The following is a 14,894-nucleotide window of genomic DNA, read 5'->3' as shown; positions in this document are numbered from 1 at the left end:
GGCCGCGCACCGTGCCAAAGATGCGGCGCAAGTCGGACCTGCCGTCCAAGACCTGCGCCGCATGCGGTCTGCCGTTCACCTGGCGCAAGAAGTGGGAGCGGGACTGGGACAACGTCCGCTATTGCTCTGAGCGGTGTAAGAGGTCTCGTTCGAAGTGACCGGGCCACCCGCGCCCTCCACCCTTCCACCCGGATCGTATCCGAAAGTATTCCGGGTGGAAGGGTGGAGGGCGCGGGTGGCTTTGGCTAATGGTCAAGTATGAAAGTCGATTTCTGGCAACTCTCTCGCGATCCGGTTGAAAAGGTCGTCGCTCTGATCGCACAGCGCGTGCTCGATTCTGGTGAACGCCTACTGGTGGTCAGCGACAGTCATGAGCAGCGAGAAGCGATTTCGCAGGGCTTGTGGCGCGCCGGGCCGGATAGTTTCCTCGCCAATGGTGACGCCAGTGGGCCGCAGCCCGAAGCGCAGCCGATCCTGCTTTCAGAGGTCCCCGAACCGGCAAACAAGGCGAGCCATGTCATCTACGCCGATGGCAACTACCGCGAGGCGGACGGCTTCGACCGGACTTTCCTGTTGTTTGACGATGGGACCGTGGAGCAGGCCCGCGCAACCTGGCGCTCGCTTGACGGTGCGGAGATTGAACGCGCGTTCTTCCGTCAGGACGGCGGCAAATGGGTCAAGGTTGCCTGATTTCCCGCGCTGCGGTTGCACTATGCCAGCCAATCAGTGATGATCGTACCCAACATCAGGGGAGATCCGAAATGCGGTTTGTGCTGACTTCCATCACCTGTGCGAGCGCGCTGGCGCTGTCTGCGTGCGGTTCCGAACAATCGGGCACCATCACCGGCGAAGACGGTGAGACGATCGAATATTCGGTCGACGGCGACGGTGACAGCGATGAGGGAATGACAACCCGGATCACCGGCCCCGATGGCGAAGAGGTCGTGGCGCGAACCGGCGGCGAATTGGTGGCGGAGCTGCCCAACGGGTTTAGCCTGTATCCGGGCGCCAAGATCGTTTCGAACACTTCGGTCACGAACAGCACCGAAGGCACTGGAAGCATGATCCTGTTCGAAAGCGAAGACAGCCCCGAAAAGATCGCGAAATTCTATCGCGGTCAGGCTGAAAAGGCCGGGATCACGATCCAGATCGACGCCGACATGAACGGCAACAAGATGATCGCAGGTGAGAATGAAGCGCAGGGCACCAGCTTCATGGTCAATGCCAGCAAGGACGGAGATTCTGCGACTACTGCGCAGCTGATGATCGGATCGAAACCGGACCAATAGGCGATCGCGCCGACCAAGACTTGAACTGAAAGAGCGCCAGCGTTAGAGGCGCGCCGGAATCATTCCCCCGGCGCGGCAGGTCCGCGCTTTCTCTTCGATCTCTTTTCTCAAGGAAACTATCATGGCGGTCACCCGCACCTTTTCGATCATCAAACCCGATGCCACGCGCCGCAATCTGACCGGTGCCGTCACCAAGATGCTGGAAGAAGCTGGCCTGCGCGTCGTCGCTTCCAAGCGCATCCACATGAGCAAAGAGCAGGCCGAAGGCTTTTACGCAGTACACAGTGAGCGCCCGTTCTTCGGTGAACTCGTCGAATTCATGATGAGCGAACCGGTTGTCGTGCAGGTGCTCGAAGGTGAAGACGCCGTGAAACGCAACCGCGATATCATGGGCGCAACGAACCCGGCAGAAGCCGACGCTGGCACGATCCGCAAGGAACACGCGCTGTCGATCGGCGAAAACACCGTCCACGGTTCGGACAGCGACGAAAACGCCGCGATCGAAATCGACTTCTTCTTCAACGACGACGAAATCGTCGGTTAGGCGAAAGCTGTGAGGCGTGGGAGCGCCGACTCCCACGCGGCACACCGGTACGAGTTAGTCAATTGGCTCAACTCGACCGATTACCGATTGTATTTGCATCGAATAGGTATTGGTGATTTTGCCGCTCAAGAGCGCCGAAGTCTTTGGCAATAACGCCTCTACCTCACTGTAATAGAAATAGTGATCGTTGAGCGGTGGGTCGTAGTTGCACCCCATCCATCCGGTGACTTGGATCGGAGCGGTGAAGTTCATCGTTTCGGTCGCAAAGTTTGCGACCATGTCGACCCTGATTTTGGATCGTGGAGGCACTTTGACGGACACCGAAGCCAGCTCCGTCTTAGTCACAGAGTGAGAACTTGACCCTCCGGTTGTCGTCGAAATGTTGAACGACGTGCCCGACTTGAAACTACCGGCAAGATTGATCTCTTCGGAGTAGCTCATGCCCTCCGTCACAGAGCTCGACCAGCTGGTCGACTCCTGCCAGCTGCAGTCGACTTCAACGGTGATCGTGGCAGTTTCTTCGCTCTTGTTGATGGCAAGATTGGAACCCACAACCGGGTTGGGTAGAGATCCGTCAGGACCCGGCGAGAATGCGATTTCGCCAAGCGTTTTATAGCACCAATACCCGTCTCTCTGTGTGCAAGACGGCAGGTTCTCATCGAAATAGACGGTCTTGTTGAGCGCGATACCATTGGGCTGTCGCAGAAACATTTTTTCGAACCCGGCGCGCACTTCCTCTGGGCTTGAATCCAGCGCCGCAAGGTCGCTCCACTTCAAATATTCCTGTGTCATGCTCGTCTCCTTATCGACCGGTTGCGCAGCTGTTGTAGGCAGAATCGCTCAATTCGTTGGTGGCGCAGGCGAAGTAGCGCCACTGTCTCGGCATGCCCGGTTCCGCTTTGTAGTAGGTTGTGAACGCGGTGTAGTCCGAGCCGGTGCCCGTCTCGATGGAATCGGCAACGCTGGCGAGTTTCTTGGCGGTGTAGCCGCCGCTCCCATAGGCGCTGGCGAAGCTGTACTCCTTCGACCAAGTCGCCTTGGCCGCAGGGACGTTGTCGTCGACATTGGTGAGCGTGTAGACGTTGTAATCGGAAACAGCGCCGTCGGTCGTATTGTAATCCATCACCGTGAATGACGGCGCGTTGCCATTCCAGGTCGTGACCGCCGGGCCGATACGCATGGCGAGATAGGGCGAACTCTGGTCGCTCAGCACCCGGAAACTGTCCATGTGCGTATGCCCGGCAAAGGCCATCGCAAAATCGTCTTTACTGCCTGAAACAGCGCTCAGAAAATCGCTCAGATAATCGTGGTCTTCGCACCATTGATGCCGCGCTTCGCTGTTTTTGCGGGAGGAGAACCCGTCCATGCCCGGCGGAATATGCGTGACCAGCATCAGAGGGCGATCCGTATCGGTGCGATTGCCGAGTGTATCGGTCAGGAATTTCATTTGCGCGTTGCCAGCGGTCGCTGGATGCCTGCCGCAATGCCGGGTCTGACCCGGATATTCGTGCGACCAGAACACGCTGAGCACCAGGAAATCGACCGGCAGGTTTGGTGGGCTGACGAGGTAATTGCCGCCCGCCTTGAAGCTCTTCGTCGCTGCCGCGTCGCCTTTCACGACCGGGATCGATTGACCCACCTGGTCGAGAAAATCGCTGTTTTGCTGGAGCAGATAGTCTCCGGGAGCAGCGTCGTTGTTGCCTAGCGCTGCGATCAGCGGCGTGTCTCCAAACCGGTCCTTTATCAGTCCGTTGACCAAGGCGATCGACCCAGCCTTGAAGTCGGTATCGCTGATGTCGCTGGGCTTTCCCTGAATGAAATAATGAGGGAGGTAATCGCCTGTATAAACGATGAAGTCATACGGCCCCTGTTTCTTGGCCTCGTCAAGCGCGGAGATCATCAAACCATAGTTCGAATCGCGCCGTCCCGAATTGTTGTTCGACATCGGGAAAGCCTCAGCGGGCTTCAGGATTGTCTTCCATTCATCGACTGATTTGGCCTTGGCGAGTTTCGGCCCGAACCCATCGGCGGTCGGATCGAAGTGGATATCGCTGAGGTGAAGAAACTTTCCGGTCAGTGTGGGTGCGCTCGCGGCTTCAACCTCGGTCTCATCGAGCAGGCCTTCGACGGCCATTTCATCGTTCCCGCCGCTGCAACTGGCAAGAATTGCTGCGCTGAACGTCGCCAAAGCGACGCCTAGTGATTTCCTGAAACTCATACCCGTACTCCCCCACCTGAGTATTGTCGGGTCAAGGACTATCACAGTATTTACGGATTCACGAAATTGTGCCGATTAACTCGCTGCAAACCGAGCCAATTGTTCGGAATGACCATGGTGTTGGCCGGATTCGCTCATCGCCATGGTGGCGCGCATCGCGCTGAGCGCAGGGCCTGTCAGTTCAAGGCCGAGATCTGAATAGGCGCGCGCGATCTGGCTTTCCCAGTCCGCGTTGAGTGCGTCGAATTCAAGCCGTGCGACCGGCCCCTTCCAACCGGCGAGCGCCGCCGCGATCCGCTGTTCGCGCAGTGCGATCTTGTGCCGCCACAGAGCTTCGATCTGTTCGAGATCGCAGGCGTCGCACTGTATAGCCATCTGGTTGGCGGCCAGCGAAACGGCGCTGCGCAGCACGGCGTCGCCATCGCGTTCGGCGAGGACAATGCGTGCATCGGGAAACTCTGCGAGCAGCCGCGCGAGATCTTCAGAAAATTGCGGGACCTTGAGCACGCGGGGTTTCGCAGCAATATCGCGGTGGGCAGCGTCGGTGCGGAGCACGCGGGAAAACTCGCGGTAGATCGGAGCCGGATCGCGCGCTTCGCTGAATGCCGAATAGGTCGGGATGTGCCACTGCGATTCGTAGATCGAATGGTTGAGCGCAGCGGCCAGCCATGCCAGCTCTTCCTCAACTTCGCCGCTCGCCATTGGGTGGATCGATTGCAGCCACGGATTGAGCCACCCGAGCATGGCAAGATCGAACGCGCCCTTCATCCGCCGCATGCCGCGATTGCCCGGCACCGGGTGCCACGCATCGCAGTAGCGCGTGTGCGAATGCGCCGGATCGGCTGCGAGCAGCTTGTGAATGCGGGTGGTTCCGCTGCGCATATGCCCGATGACGATGATTGGCGGCGCGAGCTTCGTCGCCAGCAATTCGGGGCGGCGCGTCCACAGATCGCCGAGTTGCAGCCGGGAGCGGATCACCCGCGTCAATTGCCCATGCGCCATCGCGCGGCCAAGCGAATTGAGCTTGGCTTCGTCGTTGATAGCCTCGGTCAGAACATGCAGGCGCAGTCTGAAATCGGCGACATCCTCGGGGCGGCGCCCGCCGATCTCGGCATCTTTGGCACGCTCGCCAAGACCCTTGGCAGCGATGGCCCACAATTCTTCCGGATCAAGCGCGGGGGTAGGGAGCCACCCTCTGCCCCATGCCTTGCCAAGAAAGGCATTGGCACGCTCAGCCGTCGGCGCGCGTGCAAGCAGGTGTTCGCGCGGAGGAGTCATCAGAACATGTCCGCCGCATCGAGCAGTTTCGTGAGCCGCGCCGGTGCAACCGCGCGCCAGCTCCGGCCAAGCCATTCCTCGATGTGGTCCCAGTCGATATTCGGCCGGTTGAGGATCACGCCGACCCAGCCGCTCGCGCCGTAAAAGGCGGGTTTGTAGTAGATATCTGGCTGCGCTTCGACGAGATTCAATAACTCGTCCATGCCGCTCGTTTTCACGAGCAGGGCTATGTGCTCGCTGCCATGGTGGCGGTCGCTGAAATAGGCAAAGAACTTGCCCGATTTCTCACTGCCGACGCGGAAGCCGGGCGAGCCGTGACTCTCGCGTTCGTGTGTTTCGGGCAAGGCGAGGGCGAGGCTGCGCAATTGACCGAAGAGACAATCGGGATCGTTGCCCCGCGCGACATAGTCCGCAACGGCTCGGGGGTAGAGCTGGTGCTCGGCGAGCTTGACCCGCGCTTGCAGCGTCTCTGCGGTGTCATCAGGCGCAATTGCGACCTTGGCCTGCGCGAGTACTTCACCTGCGTCGAGTTCGGGCGTCACCAGATGCACGCTTGCGCCGGCGTGGCTGTCTCCGGCTTCGATTGCCCGCGCATGCGGGTCGAGGCCTTTGTACTTGGGCAGCAGCGAGGGGTGGATGTTAAGTATGCGGCCATCCCAGCGTTCCACGAATGCGTCGGACAGGACGCGCATATAGCCAGCTAGTACGATGAACTCCGTGCCGGCCTGCTTGGCTGCAGCTTCCATCGCCGTGTCATGATCTTCGCGGCTATGCCCTTTGTGCGAATGAACGAAGGTGGGAATGCCTTCTAATTCGGCCAACGCCAAGCCGTCTGCGCTCGCTATGTTGCTCGCGATCAGCACGATTTCAAAGGGCGAGCTTTCCAAGCGACTGGCGTAGAGCAGCGCCGCCATATTGGTGCCGGTGCCCGAAATGAAGACCGCGATTTTGGCCTTCTCAGCCAAGGTGCGTGGCCTCCCAGTCCGTGGCGGCGCTCCATGTTCCCTGTGAACCGCGCACAGTGCAGCCGCGCGTCCCAGCATCGACAGCTCCAACTCGCACCACAGTTTCTCCTGCCGCTTCAAGGCGTTCAGAAACAGCTTCCGCGTTCTTGGGGGTAACAGAGAAAATCATGCCAACGCCGCAATTAAATGTGCGTGCCATTTCTTCCGGAATGATGCTGCCTTGCGCTTGCAGAAACGCCATCAGGCCGGGTTGATCCCAAGCATCGGCGTCGACCATCGCATGAGCGCCCTCTGGCAGGATGCGCGGGATGTTCTCCAGCAATCCGCCGCCTGTAATGTGGGCCAGGCCATTGATCATTCCGTCGCGGATCAGTGGCAGCAGGCTCGCGACATAGATCCGGGTCGGCTCGATCAGCGCGTCGATGAGCAAGCGGTCAGCGTCAAAGGGAGCCGGCGCGTCAAGTTGCCAGTCGAAGTCGGCAGCCAACCGGCGCACCAGCGAATAGCCGTTCGAATGCACGCCTGAACTGGCAAGGCCCAGCAAAACGTCGCCCGGAGCGACCTTGTCCCCCGTCAGCTGCTCGCCGCGCTCGACCGCGCCGACGCAGAATCCGGCAAGGTCGTAATCTCCATCAGCATACATGCCCGGCATCTCCGCCGTCTCGCCCCCGATCAACGCGCAGCCCGCTTGCTTGCAGCCATCGGCGATTCCCGCGACCACGCGCTCGGCGACGCCGTTCTCCAGCTCACCGGTCGCGAAGTAATCGAGGAAAAACAGCGGCTCAGCGCCCTGAACGATCAGATCGTTCACGCACATCGCGACGAGATCGATCCCGACGCTGTCGTGCCTATCGTAATCGATGGCGAGCTTCAGTTTCGTGCCAACACCATCGTTGGCCGCAACCAGAAGCGGGTCTGTATATCCCGCTGCTTTCGGGTCGAAGAATCCTCCGAATCCCCCAAGCTCGCTGGTTGCACCGGGCCGGGCGGTCGCTTTCGCCAAGGGCGCGATTGCTTTGACCAAAGCGTTGCCGGCTTCGATCGAAACACCGGCTTGCTCGTAAGTATATGGGGAGTTCTTCGCGCTCATGAGGCGGGTTTAGCCATTCACGCTTGGAATTCCACTCGCCTTTGGGCAAAAGGCGCTCGATTTCCCCGATGACGGTGACGAATACCCTTCCAGGCCCGGTTGCCGAGGCCCTTTCTCCAGCGGTACCGCGCGCATTTATGTCGGCGCGCGTGCGGTGGATTGTGTCTGCCTTGCTGGCGCTAACGCTGCTTGGCGGTGGCTATGCACTGGTTCTGGCGCAGATATCCGGAGAACGCGGTGTCGCGCCGACCGCTTCCAGCTCCGATATCGAGGTGCGCGGGATCGAAGTCGATGTTCGCGCTGAAACGGGCGAGGCAGCTCGGCAAAAGGCGTGGCAGGACGCGCAGCGTGAGGCTTGGCGGAAGGTCAACGGTCCGGCAATCTCCGATGCGCAGCTGCAATCGATGGTGTCCGCGATCGTGATCCAGCGCGAACGGATCGGCCCGAAGCGCTATATTGCGACATTGGGCGTGGTGTTCGATCGCCAGCGCGCAGGGCGCTACCTCGGCGGGACTGCTCGCCAACGCAGTTCTGCGCCAATGCTGTTGTTGCCAGTTACCGCCAGCGCCGGGACCTACACGACGTTCGAAGTGCGCAATCCATGGCAAGTTGCCTGGGCCGAGTTCAATCCCGGCACCAGCCGGATCGACTATGTGCGGCCGAGCGGGGCAGGGGGCGATTCGCTGCTGCTCAATTACGGACAGACTGGACGGCGCAGCCGCGCATGGTGGCGCAGCATCCTCGATCAGTATGGGGCGGCTGACGCGCTCGTCCCGATTGCCCGGTTGGAGCATCAGTTTCCGGGCGGCCCAATCACCGGAGAATTCACCGCGCGCTACGGCCCGGACAGCGAAGTTCTCGATAGTTTCGAACTCACTGCGAACGGCCCAGAGCAACTCCCCGCGATGCTAACCGAAGCGGTTGAACGGATGGACGGGATCTTCTCGCAAGCTCTGGCGGACGGGAAATTGCGGCCAGACCCCACTTTGACTGCTGGCGGCGCTGGCCGTGCTGATCCGGCGATTGCGCGCCTGATTGAAATCGGCCGCGCTATTCGCGCCCGCGAATCTGCTGCCGCCGCCGCTCAACAGGCCGCATCGAATCCGCAAGCAGCCGCTGATCCCACCACACCGACAGCGCCTCCAGCGATGGCGGTGCGCAATATCGTGGTGCAGTTCACGACCCCGGACCCGATGGCCTTCGACGCAGCGCTTTCGGGTGTGCGCGGAACGCCGGGCGTGCGGTCGCTGTCCGTAACCAGCACCGCCATGGGCGGAACTTCCGTCATGAGCGTGAGCTTTGCCGGATCGCTGGAAGAGCTGGCGGGCGCCCTGCGTGGACGCGGCTTCACAGTGCGTCAGGGTGCCAACGCGCTCGCCATCAGCCGCTGAGTGAGGGCCAAGTCATTGCCTGACACTCGGAAACCTGTTTCCCAGATTGCACTTCCGCTCGAACCGGGCGGGAGCGATACGCCGGAGCGGATCGTGGTTGGCAATGCCAATGCCGCGGTGATCGAAGCGTTGCGCGATCCGGAGAGTTGGCCCTTTGGCACGGCAATACTGACCGGGCCTCCACGTTCAGGAAAATCGCTGCTCGGGCGTTGGGTTGCAGGCGAGTTCGCTACTCAACGTGTCGAAGTGATCGACGGGGCGGATGCACTCGATGAAACGGAACTGTTCCACCGCTGGAACGCGGTCCAGCAAGGTGGCTCGAAATCGGGCGGCAAACTGCTGCTGATCGCGGATACGCGGCCGTGGGAGATCGAATTGCCTGATCTTCGCTCGCGGTTGGGCGGGTCGCTGCAGCTAGAGATTGGCGACCCCGATGACGCCATGACGGCGGAATTGATCGAGACGATTGCGGCCCAGCGCGGCCTCGCGCTTGCAGAGGGAGCCGCAGAGTATCTCGTGCCGCGCGCGCAGCGCAGTGTCGCCGACCTTGAGCAATTGATTGCGACGATCGATCGCATCAGCCTTGAACGACAGGTGCCCGCCACCATGTCGGTTTGGCGTGCTGCGTTAGAGGCCTTGCAAGGGCCAGAACAGCAGCGGCTGATTTAGGTCTGCGCTCGAACGCGATTTGCATTCCAAAGCGTTTGGTGGGAGAAAGTTGCCATGTTCGACCGGCTCAAAGCCTATCTGGACTCCATCCATGCGCGTGATCCGGCCCCCCGATCGCGCTGGGAAATCCTTTTATATCCAGGTGTTTGGGCACTCGGTTTCCACCGCGTGGCACACTGGCTGTTCGACGCGAAGCTCTATTTCCTCGCGCGGTTCGTGAACCATTTTGGCCGACTGCTGACCGCTATTGATATCCACCCTGGCGCGACCATCGGGAAGAATTTCTTCATCGACCATGGGTTTACCGTCATCGGCGAGACCGCTGAAATCGGCGACAATGTCACGATTTACCAGTGTGTTACTCTTGGTGGGACAAATCCGACCAATGGCGTTGGGGGTAAACGGCACCCGACAATTGCGGACAATGTCATAATCGGGTCCGGCGCGCAGATCATCGGCCCGATCACGGTCGGCGAGCGGGCGCGTATCGGCGCGAATGCAGTGGTTATGGAAGATGTTCCAGGCGGGGCGACGATGGTCGGCTTCAAAGCTCGTTCGACACTTGTCCCAGCGGAAGAGTGGATCAAGGAATTCATTCCCTATGGTGCGCCTTGCGAAGATTCAGAAGGCAATCGGGTGGATTGCATCGAAAAGCTCGAAGGCGAACTTGCGGCGATGAAGGCCGAGATTGCCAATCTGAAGGAAGACAGGCTGCCGGCACCCTCTGAGCAAGACCGCGAAATCGCCCAAAAAAGTGGAACTGACGACTGATGGCAGCGGGTCTGGGGGCCGGAACGTCCGGTCAGGTTGTATCCTTTCCCGGTCGTGCACGCGGTCAAATCGGGTTCGAACGTAAAGAGCTGCAGCGCATTCTCGATCTCTACGGCCGCATGGTCGCCGCCGGGCAATGGCGCGATTACGCGATGGATTTCGATAAGAACGCCGCGAGCTTCGCCGCCTTTCGCCGCACCGCTGAACGCCCGCAAGCCCGGGTTGAGAAGCGTCCTGCGCTGCGCAACAAGCAGGGTATGTGGACCCTATTCGGTGAGCATGGCCAAGTGCTCAAGCGCGGGCACGAACTCGCAGGCGTCCTCGCCCCAATGGAGCGGCGGTTGTTGAAGGCTGTGGACGGCGACTAGGCGGGGCTCGCCGCAGCCAGCTGCACATCCACATCCTCTGTAGCGGGTAGCTTCGCCTGGATACCCTCGGGCAAGGCCGACACCACCGAGCGGCGGATTGGCTGCCAGAAGGCCGACAGGCTCAGTAACGCCGAACCAATGACCAGCGCCGTCAGAGCAAAGTTGAGCTCCACTGCACCAAATTCGCGGAAGAGGAATGTAAGCGCGAACAGAACGTAGGCGAGGGCGGAGACCAGCAGCGCCCGGCGATCGATCGCCAGTGCGAGCAGGCCGAAGGCGACATAGACGATGAGCACGGCCACTGCGGCGAGAATGCCAATATTGTCGCCATCGGTGACCCCGATCAGGGCGAATACGGGATGCGCGATCAGCGGTGCCGCGAGCAAATGAAGCCAGAACGCGACATCGCTGCGACGGGTGATCCGTTCGCGGTCTGAAATGTCCCAGCGCATAGCGAAGGCAAAGACACACAGGCCTGCAACGAACAAGATGACCAGGAACGGCGTCGAATCACCCTCAATCTGGGCAACGCCGAGGATCGCAATGACCAGCGATAAAACGGCCACTCCAGTCGCTGCCGCAACCGTGATCGGGACCTGGAAACGGCGCCAGTGCAGATAGGCAGCGCCCGCAGCAAATAGACCTGCGCCCGTGATCAGGACAGCACCCAGAACTTCATTTCCGTCCTCGGCGACGGCGACGCTTGATGCGGCAATGGTGGCAAACACTCCGCCGACAAAAGCAAGCAGCAGGATGATGGACGGAAGCGCCATGCGCCGCTTGCGGGTAAAGAACTCGGAAAGTGGCCATGCGGTCGCGGCAACGAACAGACCTGCAAGCGAGAATTGTATTGCGTCAGCCACGTTGCGCGCGTCGCGCCACGCCTCGAAATCTGCTTCCGTCGCATCGCGCTGAACCATTTCCGACCAGGTTTCAGCGGGGAAGACAAGGCCACCAATCGCCTGGCCAATCGCGCCGACCGCGATCAGCAGGATGACAATACCGATGGCGACGAAGATGTCGTTGAAGCTGTTGATCAGTCGAAAGTTCTCTTCCGAGCCGCGCGGTAGCTCGCGCACTTTCGACATATAGGCGCGGAAACCGGCGGCAGATTCAGCGCTGAGCGCCCCTGCGGCAACGGCGGAATTGATATCGTCTTCGCTGTACATGGCGAACCCCTCCAATATGCGGCGAAGCTATGGGAGGTGTGTTACTGTGTCAATACGCCTGTCTGAGGTCTGTTGATTTTTGATCTATTCGAACGTGCTCGCGATCGACATGGATGGTTGAGCTCGATTGATGCGATGAACGATCACTATGAGACACGCGGCCGACACACTGGTCGCTGCGTACCCAACGATGTCGAGCCAGCCATAGTAGTCTCCATATTGCGCCACGCTTCCGCCGAGCCAACTCAACCACCACAGCCAAAGAAGGCCCGGTGCCGTTTGCTCGCTGTCGACTGGCATCGCGTGGCTCGCCTGCCACAACTCCTTCATGGCCTTGAATGGCATGACAAAATTCGCAAATGGAATTGCGAACCAACCTACCGACCAACCCGGCGTGAATGTCTTTGCTGGTCCGTCGATCAGATCGAAGTTGGCGTGAGCCCGGTAAATCCAGCTGCCGACTGCGAACCAGCTCAAAATGAGCACCGTAAGGTCGGTCAGCACCAGGATGTCCAGACCGTGCCACTCATAGGTTCCGATCAGGGCAGCGGGCCATAAGTCGTTGAGGAACGCGGCAATGCCCAACGCTGACAATACGCTTGTGAAGGCTACGAACCCGGCCGTGAATATCGCGGCTAAACCAAGCGTTCTCGCCTGGGCGAGACCTCTTTCGAATTCAGTGTCGATTTCTGCAGCCCCTAGAGAAGAGCCCCCGTTCATTTCTGAACGGGGGCTTCTGATATGCAAGTGAATTTTTCGTCGCGGTTTACTTGCCCGAGACTTAACCCCGCGCGCTATCCGGTCCCGTGCCGGTTACCTTTTGCATCGCTTTCAGGATGGCTCCGGACTGCTCGCTGCCCGATTGCGGGGCGACTAGGTTGGTGAAAGAGCTGATGTCGTCCCAGCGATCAGCAAAGCCTTCGACCGTGCGCTGGCCATCGGGCAGCCACACGGCGTCGTTCATCACCACCCATGAAGAGTGGTATCCGCCTGCACCCGCGCCGATGATGGCGTTGGTCGGCGAGTCTTCGCTGACGAGGTAGAGTGCGGCCGGAACCACGTTCACCGGATCGAACAGCTTGAACGCTTCTTCGGGGAACAGGTCTTCAGTCATGCGCGTGCCGGCAACTGGCGAAAGCGAGTTCACGCGGATATTGTACTTCGCGCCTTCGAGCTGGAGCGTCTTGGTCAGACCGGCAAGGCCCAGCTTCGCAGCGCCATAGTTCGCCTGGCCGAAATTGCCGAACAGGCCAGTCGACGAAGCGGTCATAAGAACGCGGCCATAGGCCTGCTCGCGGAAGGTTTCCCAGCACGCCTTGGTCACAAAGGCCGATCCGGTAAGGTGAACCTTGAGGACGAATTCGAAATCGTCCGGCGTCATCTTGTGGAACGTCTTGTCGCGCAGCACGCCCGCATTGTTGATGAGGATGTGCACGCCGCCCCATTTCTGTTTGGCGTCGGCGACCATCTTTTCCATCTGCTCGTATTCGGTGACCGAGCCGCCATTCGACATGGCTTCGCCGCCCATGGCCTCGATTTCTTCGACGACCTTCAGCGCCATGTCCGAATGGCCGGTTCCGTCGCGCGAACCGCCAAGATCGTTGACGACGACCTTCGCGCCGCGCCGTGCCAGCTCAAGAGCGTATTCCCGGCCCAGACCGCCGCCAGCTCCGGTTACGATTGCGACTTTATCTTTGAAATCGATGCTCATGTTGTTTCCTTCCGTCCTGCTCGCCGCGCTTTACGCGTGCGTAAACTTTTGTGGGCGCTGGGTGGCACTTTCTGTGCTGCGTTGCAACACCGCGGACACTGATCCCGCCATGCCGTAAGGGCACAACGCGGCTCGAATTGGGCAAAGGTCAAAATCTCTTTCGCAAACGTCGATTCGCCAAGCGCCTGACTGCGGCTATAGTGGTGCGCATGATGAAGCTAACTGCGATGCCTCGCCTACTTATCGCGTCCGCTATGACGCTGATGATTGTCGCACCGACAACAGCTCTTGCCGAAGATATCCCCGAAGCGATTCCCGCGATCGAATTCGAGCAAGCAGGCGTTTACACGCTCGTCGATGATCTTGCCGCAGCGAAGGCGTTTTATGTCGAATTGCTGGGGCTTGATCCGGTGTTTGAAAATCCGGTCTTCGTTGGCTTCTACATTGAAGGCGGCCTATTCGCTGTTGCATCGCGCGCGCAATTTGCGCCCGATGCCGAGATTGGCGATCGGACCGTCCCCTATTTGCGCGTAAAGGACATCGACGCCACTTTCACCCGTTTGAAAGCCATTGCTCCTGATCGGCTGGTGTCAGACGAAGTCATCAGGGAAGGACCAATAGCGCTGATCAAACTGCGCGATCCCGAGGGAAATTTGGTCGAGTTCTACAGTCTTTCGAGCGCGGCAACCAATTCATCTAGCGATTGAATCACAGCATCTGCGCCAAGCTCCCGCGGCGGTTTGTCGCAATAGCCGTAGGCGGCGCCGATCACCGGAACATTGGCAGCCTTGGCCGCTTTCACGTCGTAGGTTGAGTCGCCGACAAAGGCGAACCGCCCGGCGCCGCAACGCTTTTGCGCTTCGAGCACCGGCTGCGGGTGAGGTTTGGACAGAAACTTGCCGTCCGCGCCTTTGCCCATACTGTCGCCGCCGATCACCGTTTCGAACGGAGCGATGAAATCGAGCTGGGTCAGGATCGAGCGCGCGAACTCCTCGAACTTGTTGGTCACAACCGCCATCTTGACGCCGCGCTCTGCCAGTTCCGCCACTACCTCACGGGCATGGGGGTAGGGCGCGGAGTGCACCGCGTTGTTCTCCGAATAATATCGCAGCATCGCTTTGTAGAGGCCGCGAAAGTCGTCACCTTCCAAACCGCCGGCGATCCCGCCTTGTGCCTGAACTGCTTGCGCGAGCATGATCTTGGCCCCGCCACCGATCAGATCTTTTGAACTGTCGACCGGGACCGGCGCGTATCCGCCAAGCGACAATGCGTGATTGACCGCCGCGCCAAGGTCCTGAAACGTATCGAGCAAAGTGCCGTCGAGATCGAAGCCGACTGCATCGAATGGAAAGTCTGTCATTGGGGCGGAGTGCGCGAAGCGACTTCAAACCGCAAGCATTTGCTGGCAAGCGACCCATCAAAGCGAATTCA

General features: G+C 59.9%; 18 protein-coding genes. 9 read left to right on the top strand and 9 right to left on the bottom strand.

Annotated features, from left to right (window positions below):
* Positions 1 to 11: 11 nt before the first annotated feature.
* The 4 genes from Q0837_RS09010 (at position 12) to ndk (ending at position 1,833) form a co-directional block, all read left to right on the top strand.
* Entirely contained in the window at positions 12 to 158 is a 147-nt protein-coding gene (locus Q0837_RS09010) for a DUF2256 domain-containing protein (RefSeq protein ID WP_298467832.1), read from the top strand.
* Between the two features lie 100 nt (positions 159 to 258).
* On the top strand, positions 259 to 690 hold the full coding sequence (locus Q0837_RS09005) for a DNA polymerase III subunit chi (RefSeq protein WP_298467831.1): 432 nt from the start codon (positions 259 to 261) through the stop codon (positions 688 to 690).
* A gap of 71 nt (positions 691 to 761) precedes the next feature.
* Positions 762 to 1,289 carry a hypothetical protein gene (locus tag Q0837_RS09000; RefSeq protein ID WP_298467828.1) on the top strand — a complete coding sequence of 176 codons (528 nt, stop codon included), beginning with the start codon at positions 762 to 764 and terminating at the stop codon, positions 1,287 to 1,289.
* A gap of 121 nt (positions 1,290 to 1,410) precedes the next feature.
* Positions 1,411 to 1,833, top strand: a complete 423-nt coding sequence (gene ndk / locus Q0837_RS08995; protein ID WP_298467825.1) for a nucleoside-diphosphate kinase — start codon at positions 1,411 to 1,413, stop codon at positions 1,831 to 1,833.
* 54 nt (positions 1,834 to 1,887) lie between these two features.
* On the opposite strand, the gene Q0837_RS08990 is transcribed toward ndk, so the two are convergent.
* From Q0837_RS08990 to purM, 5 genes are all read right to left on the bottom strand, one after another.
* On the bottom strand, positions 1,888 to 2,625 hold the full coding sequence (locus Q0837_RS08990; RefSeq protein WP_298467823.1) for a hypothetical protein: 738 nt from the start codon (positions 2,623 to 2,625) through the stop codon (positions 1,888 to 1,890).
* Positions 2,626 to 2,635: 10 nt separating this feature from the next.
* Positions 2,636 to 4,051 carry a metallophosphoesterase gene (locus Q0837_RS08985; protein ID WP_298467818.1) on the bottom strand — a complete coding sequence of 472 codons (1,416 nt, stop codon included), beginning with the start codon at positions 4,049 to 4,051 and terminating at the stop codon, positions 2,636 to 2,638.
* 75 nt (positions 4,052 to 4,126) lie between these two features.
* On the bottom strand, positions 4,127 to 5,329 hold the full coding sequence (locus tag Q0837_RS08980; protein WP_298467815.1) for a sulfotransferase: 1,203 nt from the start codon (positions 5,327 to 5,329) through the stop codon (positions 4,127 to 4,129).
* Positions 5,329 to 6,294, bottom strand: coding sequence for a phosphoribosylglycinamide formyltransferase (purN, locus tag Q0837_RS08975; RefSeq protein WP_298467812.1), 966 nt, complete (start codon positions 6,292 to 6,294; stop codon positions 5,329 to 5,331). The genes Q0837_RS08980 and purN overlap by 1 nt, the downstream gene beginning before the upstream one ends.
* Positions 6,287 to 7,384, bottom strand: coding sequence for a phosphoribosylformylglycinamidine cyclo-ligase (purM, locus tag Q0837_RS08970; RefSeq protein WP_298467810.1), 1,098 nt, complete (start codon positions 7,382 to 7,384; stop codon positions 6,287 to 6,289). The genes purN and purM overlap by 8 nt, the downstream gene beginning before the upstream one ends.
* Before the next feature lie 137 nt (positions 7,385 to 7,521).
* On the opposite strand from purM, the gene Q0837_RS08965 reads away from it, so the two are divergent.
* The 4 genes from Q0837_RS08965 to Q0837_RS08950 are packed head-to-tail and all read left to right on the top strand — an operon-like array spanning position 7,522 to position 10,583.
* A complete protein-coding gene (locus tag Q0837_RS08965) occupies positions 7,522 to 8,775 on the top strand; it encodes a heavy-metal-associated domain-containing protein (RefSeq protein WP_298467807.1) in 1,254 nt (417 codons plus the stop codon).
* A gap of 15 nt (positions 8,776 to 8,790) precedes the next feature.
* Positions 8,791 to 9,444 (top strand): DnaA/Hda family protein, encoded by a 654-nt coding sequence (locus Q0837_RS08960; protein WP_298467804.1) that lies wholly within the window; start codon positions 8,791 to 8,793, stop codon positions 9,442 to 9,444.
* 54 nt (positions 9,445 to 9,498) lie between these two features.
* Positions 9,499 to 10,215, top strand: coding sequence for a serine O-acetyltransferase EpsC (gene epsC, locus Q0837_RS08955; RefSeq protein ID WP_298467801.1), 717 nt, complete (start codon positions 9,499 to 9,501; stop codon positions 10,213 to 10,215).
* Complete coding sequence (locus Q0837_RS08950) at positions 10,215 to 10,583, top strand: DUF2794 domain-containing protein (RefSeq protein ID WP_298467798.1); 369 nt, start codon at positions 10,215 to 10,217, stop codon at positions 10,581 to 10,583. The genes epsC and Q0837_RS08950 overlap by 1 nt, the downstream gene beginning before the upstream one ends.
* Here the strand turns inward: Q0837_RS08950 and Q0837_RS08945 are convergent.
* The 3 genes from Q0837_RS08945 to Q0837_RS08935 form a co-directional block, all read right to left on the bottom strand.
* Positions 10,580 to 11,752, bottom strand: coding sequence for a hypothetical protein (locus Q0837_RS08945; protein ID WP_298467795.1), 1,173 nt, complete (start codon positions 11,750 to 11,752; stop codon positions 10,580 to 10,582). The two genes, Q0837_RS08950 and Q0837_RS08945, sit on opposite strands and share 4 nt — an antisense overlap.
* Positions 11,753 to 11,836: 84 nt before the next feature.
* A complete protein-coding gene (locus Q0837_RS08940; protein WP_298467793.1) occupies positions 11,837 to 12,346 on the bottom strand; it encodes a DUF4328 domain-containing protein in 510 nt (169 codons plus the stop codon).
* A gap of 187 nt (positions 12,347 to 12,533) precedes the next feature.
* Entirely contained in the window at positions 12,534 to 13,463 is a 930-nt protein-coding gene (locus Q0837_RS08935) for an SDR family NAD(P)-dependent oxidoreductase (protein ID WP_298467790.1), read from the bottom strand.
* Between the two features lie 209 nt (positions 13,464 to 13,672).
* Between Q0837_RS08935 and Q0837_RS08930 the strand changes: the two genes are divergently transcribed.
* Complete coding sequence (locus Q0837_RS08930) at positions 13,673 to 14,170, top strand: VOC family protein (protein WP_298467787.1); 498 nt, start codon at positions 13,673 to 13,675, stop codon at positions 14,168 to 14,170.
* On the opposite strand, the gene Q0837_RS08925 is transcribed toward Q0837_RS08930, so the two are convergent.
* Positions 14,128 to 14,823, bottom strand: coding sequence for an HAD-IA family hydrolase (locus Q0837_RS08925; RefSeq protein WP_298467784.1), 696 nt, complete (start codon positions 14,821 to 14,823; stop codon positions 14,128 to 14,130). The genes Q0837_RS08930 and Q0837_RS08925 overlap by 43 nt on opposite strands.
* Positions 14,824 to 14,894 lie beyond the last annotated feature (71 nt).

The organism is uncultured Erythrobacter sp. (assembly GCF_947499705.1).
Taxonomy (GTDB): domain Bacteria; phylum Pseudomonadota; class Alphaproteobacteria; order Sphingomonadales; family Sphingomonadaceae; genus Erythrobacter.
The sequence above is the reverse complement of the archived record's forward strand: the minus strand, read 5'-3'. Positions and strand labels throughout refer to the sequence as shown.

Bases quoted from the DNA above. Each gene is read 5' to 3' on its own strand.
- Q0837_RS09005 (WP_298467831.1), top strand. From the start codon at position 259: ATGAAAGTCGATTTCTGGCAACTCTCTCGCGATCCGGTTGAAAAGGTC.
- Q0837_RS09000 (WP_298467828.1), top strand. From the start codon at position 762: ATGCGGTTTGTGCTGACTTCCATCACCTGTGCGAGCGCGCTGGCGCTG.
- ndk (WP_298467825.1), top strand. From the start codon at position 1,411: ATGGCGGTCACCCGCACCTTTTCGATCATCAAACCCGATGCCACGCGC.
- Q0837_RS08990 (WP_298467823.1), bottom strand. From the start codon at position 2,625: ATGACACAGGAATATTTGAAGTGGAGCGACCTTGCGGCGCTGGATTCA.
- Q0837_RS08985 (WP_298467818.1), bottom strand. From the start codon at position 4,051: ATGAGTTTCAGGAAATCACTAGGCGTCGCTTTGGCGACGTTCAGCGCA.
- Q0837_RS08980 (WP_298467815.1), bottom strand. From the start codon at position 5,329: ATGACTCCTCCGCGCGAACACCTGCTTGCACGCGCGCCGACGGCTGAG.
- purM (WP_298467810.1), bottom strand. From the start codon at position 7,384: ATGAGCGCGAAGAACTCCCCATATACTTACGAGCAAGCCGGTGTTTCG.
- Q0837_RS08965 (WP_298467807.1), top strand. From the start codon at position 7,522: ATGTCGGCGCGCGTGCGGTGGATTGTGTCTGCCTTGCTGGCGCTAACG.
- epsC (WP_298467801.1), top strand. From the start codon at position 9,499: ATGTTCGACCGGCTCAAAGCCTATCTGGACTCCATCCATGCGCGTGAT.
- Q0837_RS08950 (WP_298467798.1), top strand. From the start codon at position 10,215: ATGGCAGCGGGTCTGGGGGCCGGAACGTCCGGTCAGGTTGTATCCTTT.
- Q0837_RS08945 (WP_298467795.1), bottom strand. From the start codon at position 11,752: ATGTACAGCGAAGACGATATCAATTCCGCCGTTGCCGCAGGGGCGCTC.
- Q0837_RS08935 (WP_298467790.1), bottom strand. From the start codon at position 13,463: ATGAGCATCGATTTCAAAGATAAAGTCGCAATCGTAACCGGAGCTGGC.
- Q0837_RS08930 (WP_298467787.1), top strand. From the start codon at position 13,673: ATGATGAAGCTAACTGCGATGCCTCGCCTACTTATCGCGTCCGCTATG.
- Q0837_RS08925 (WP_298467784.1), bottom strand. From the start codon at position 14,823: ATGACAGACTTTCCATTCGATGCAGTCGGCTTCGATCTCGACGGCACT.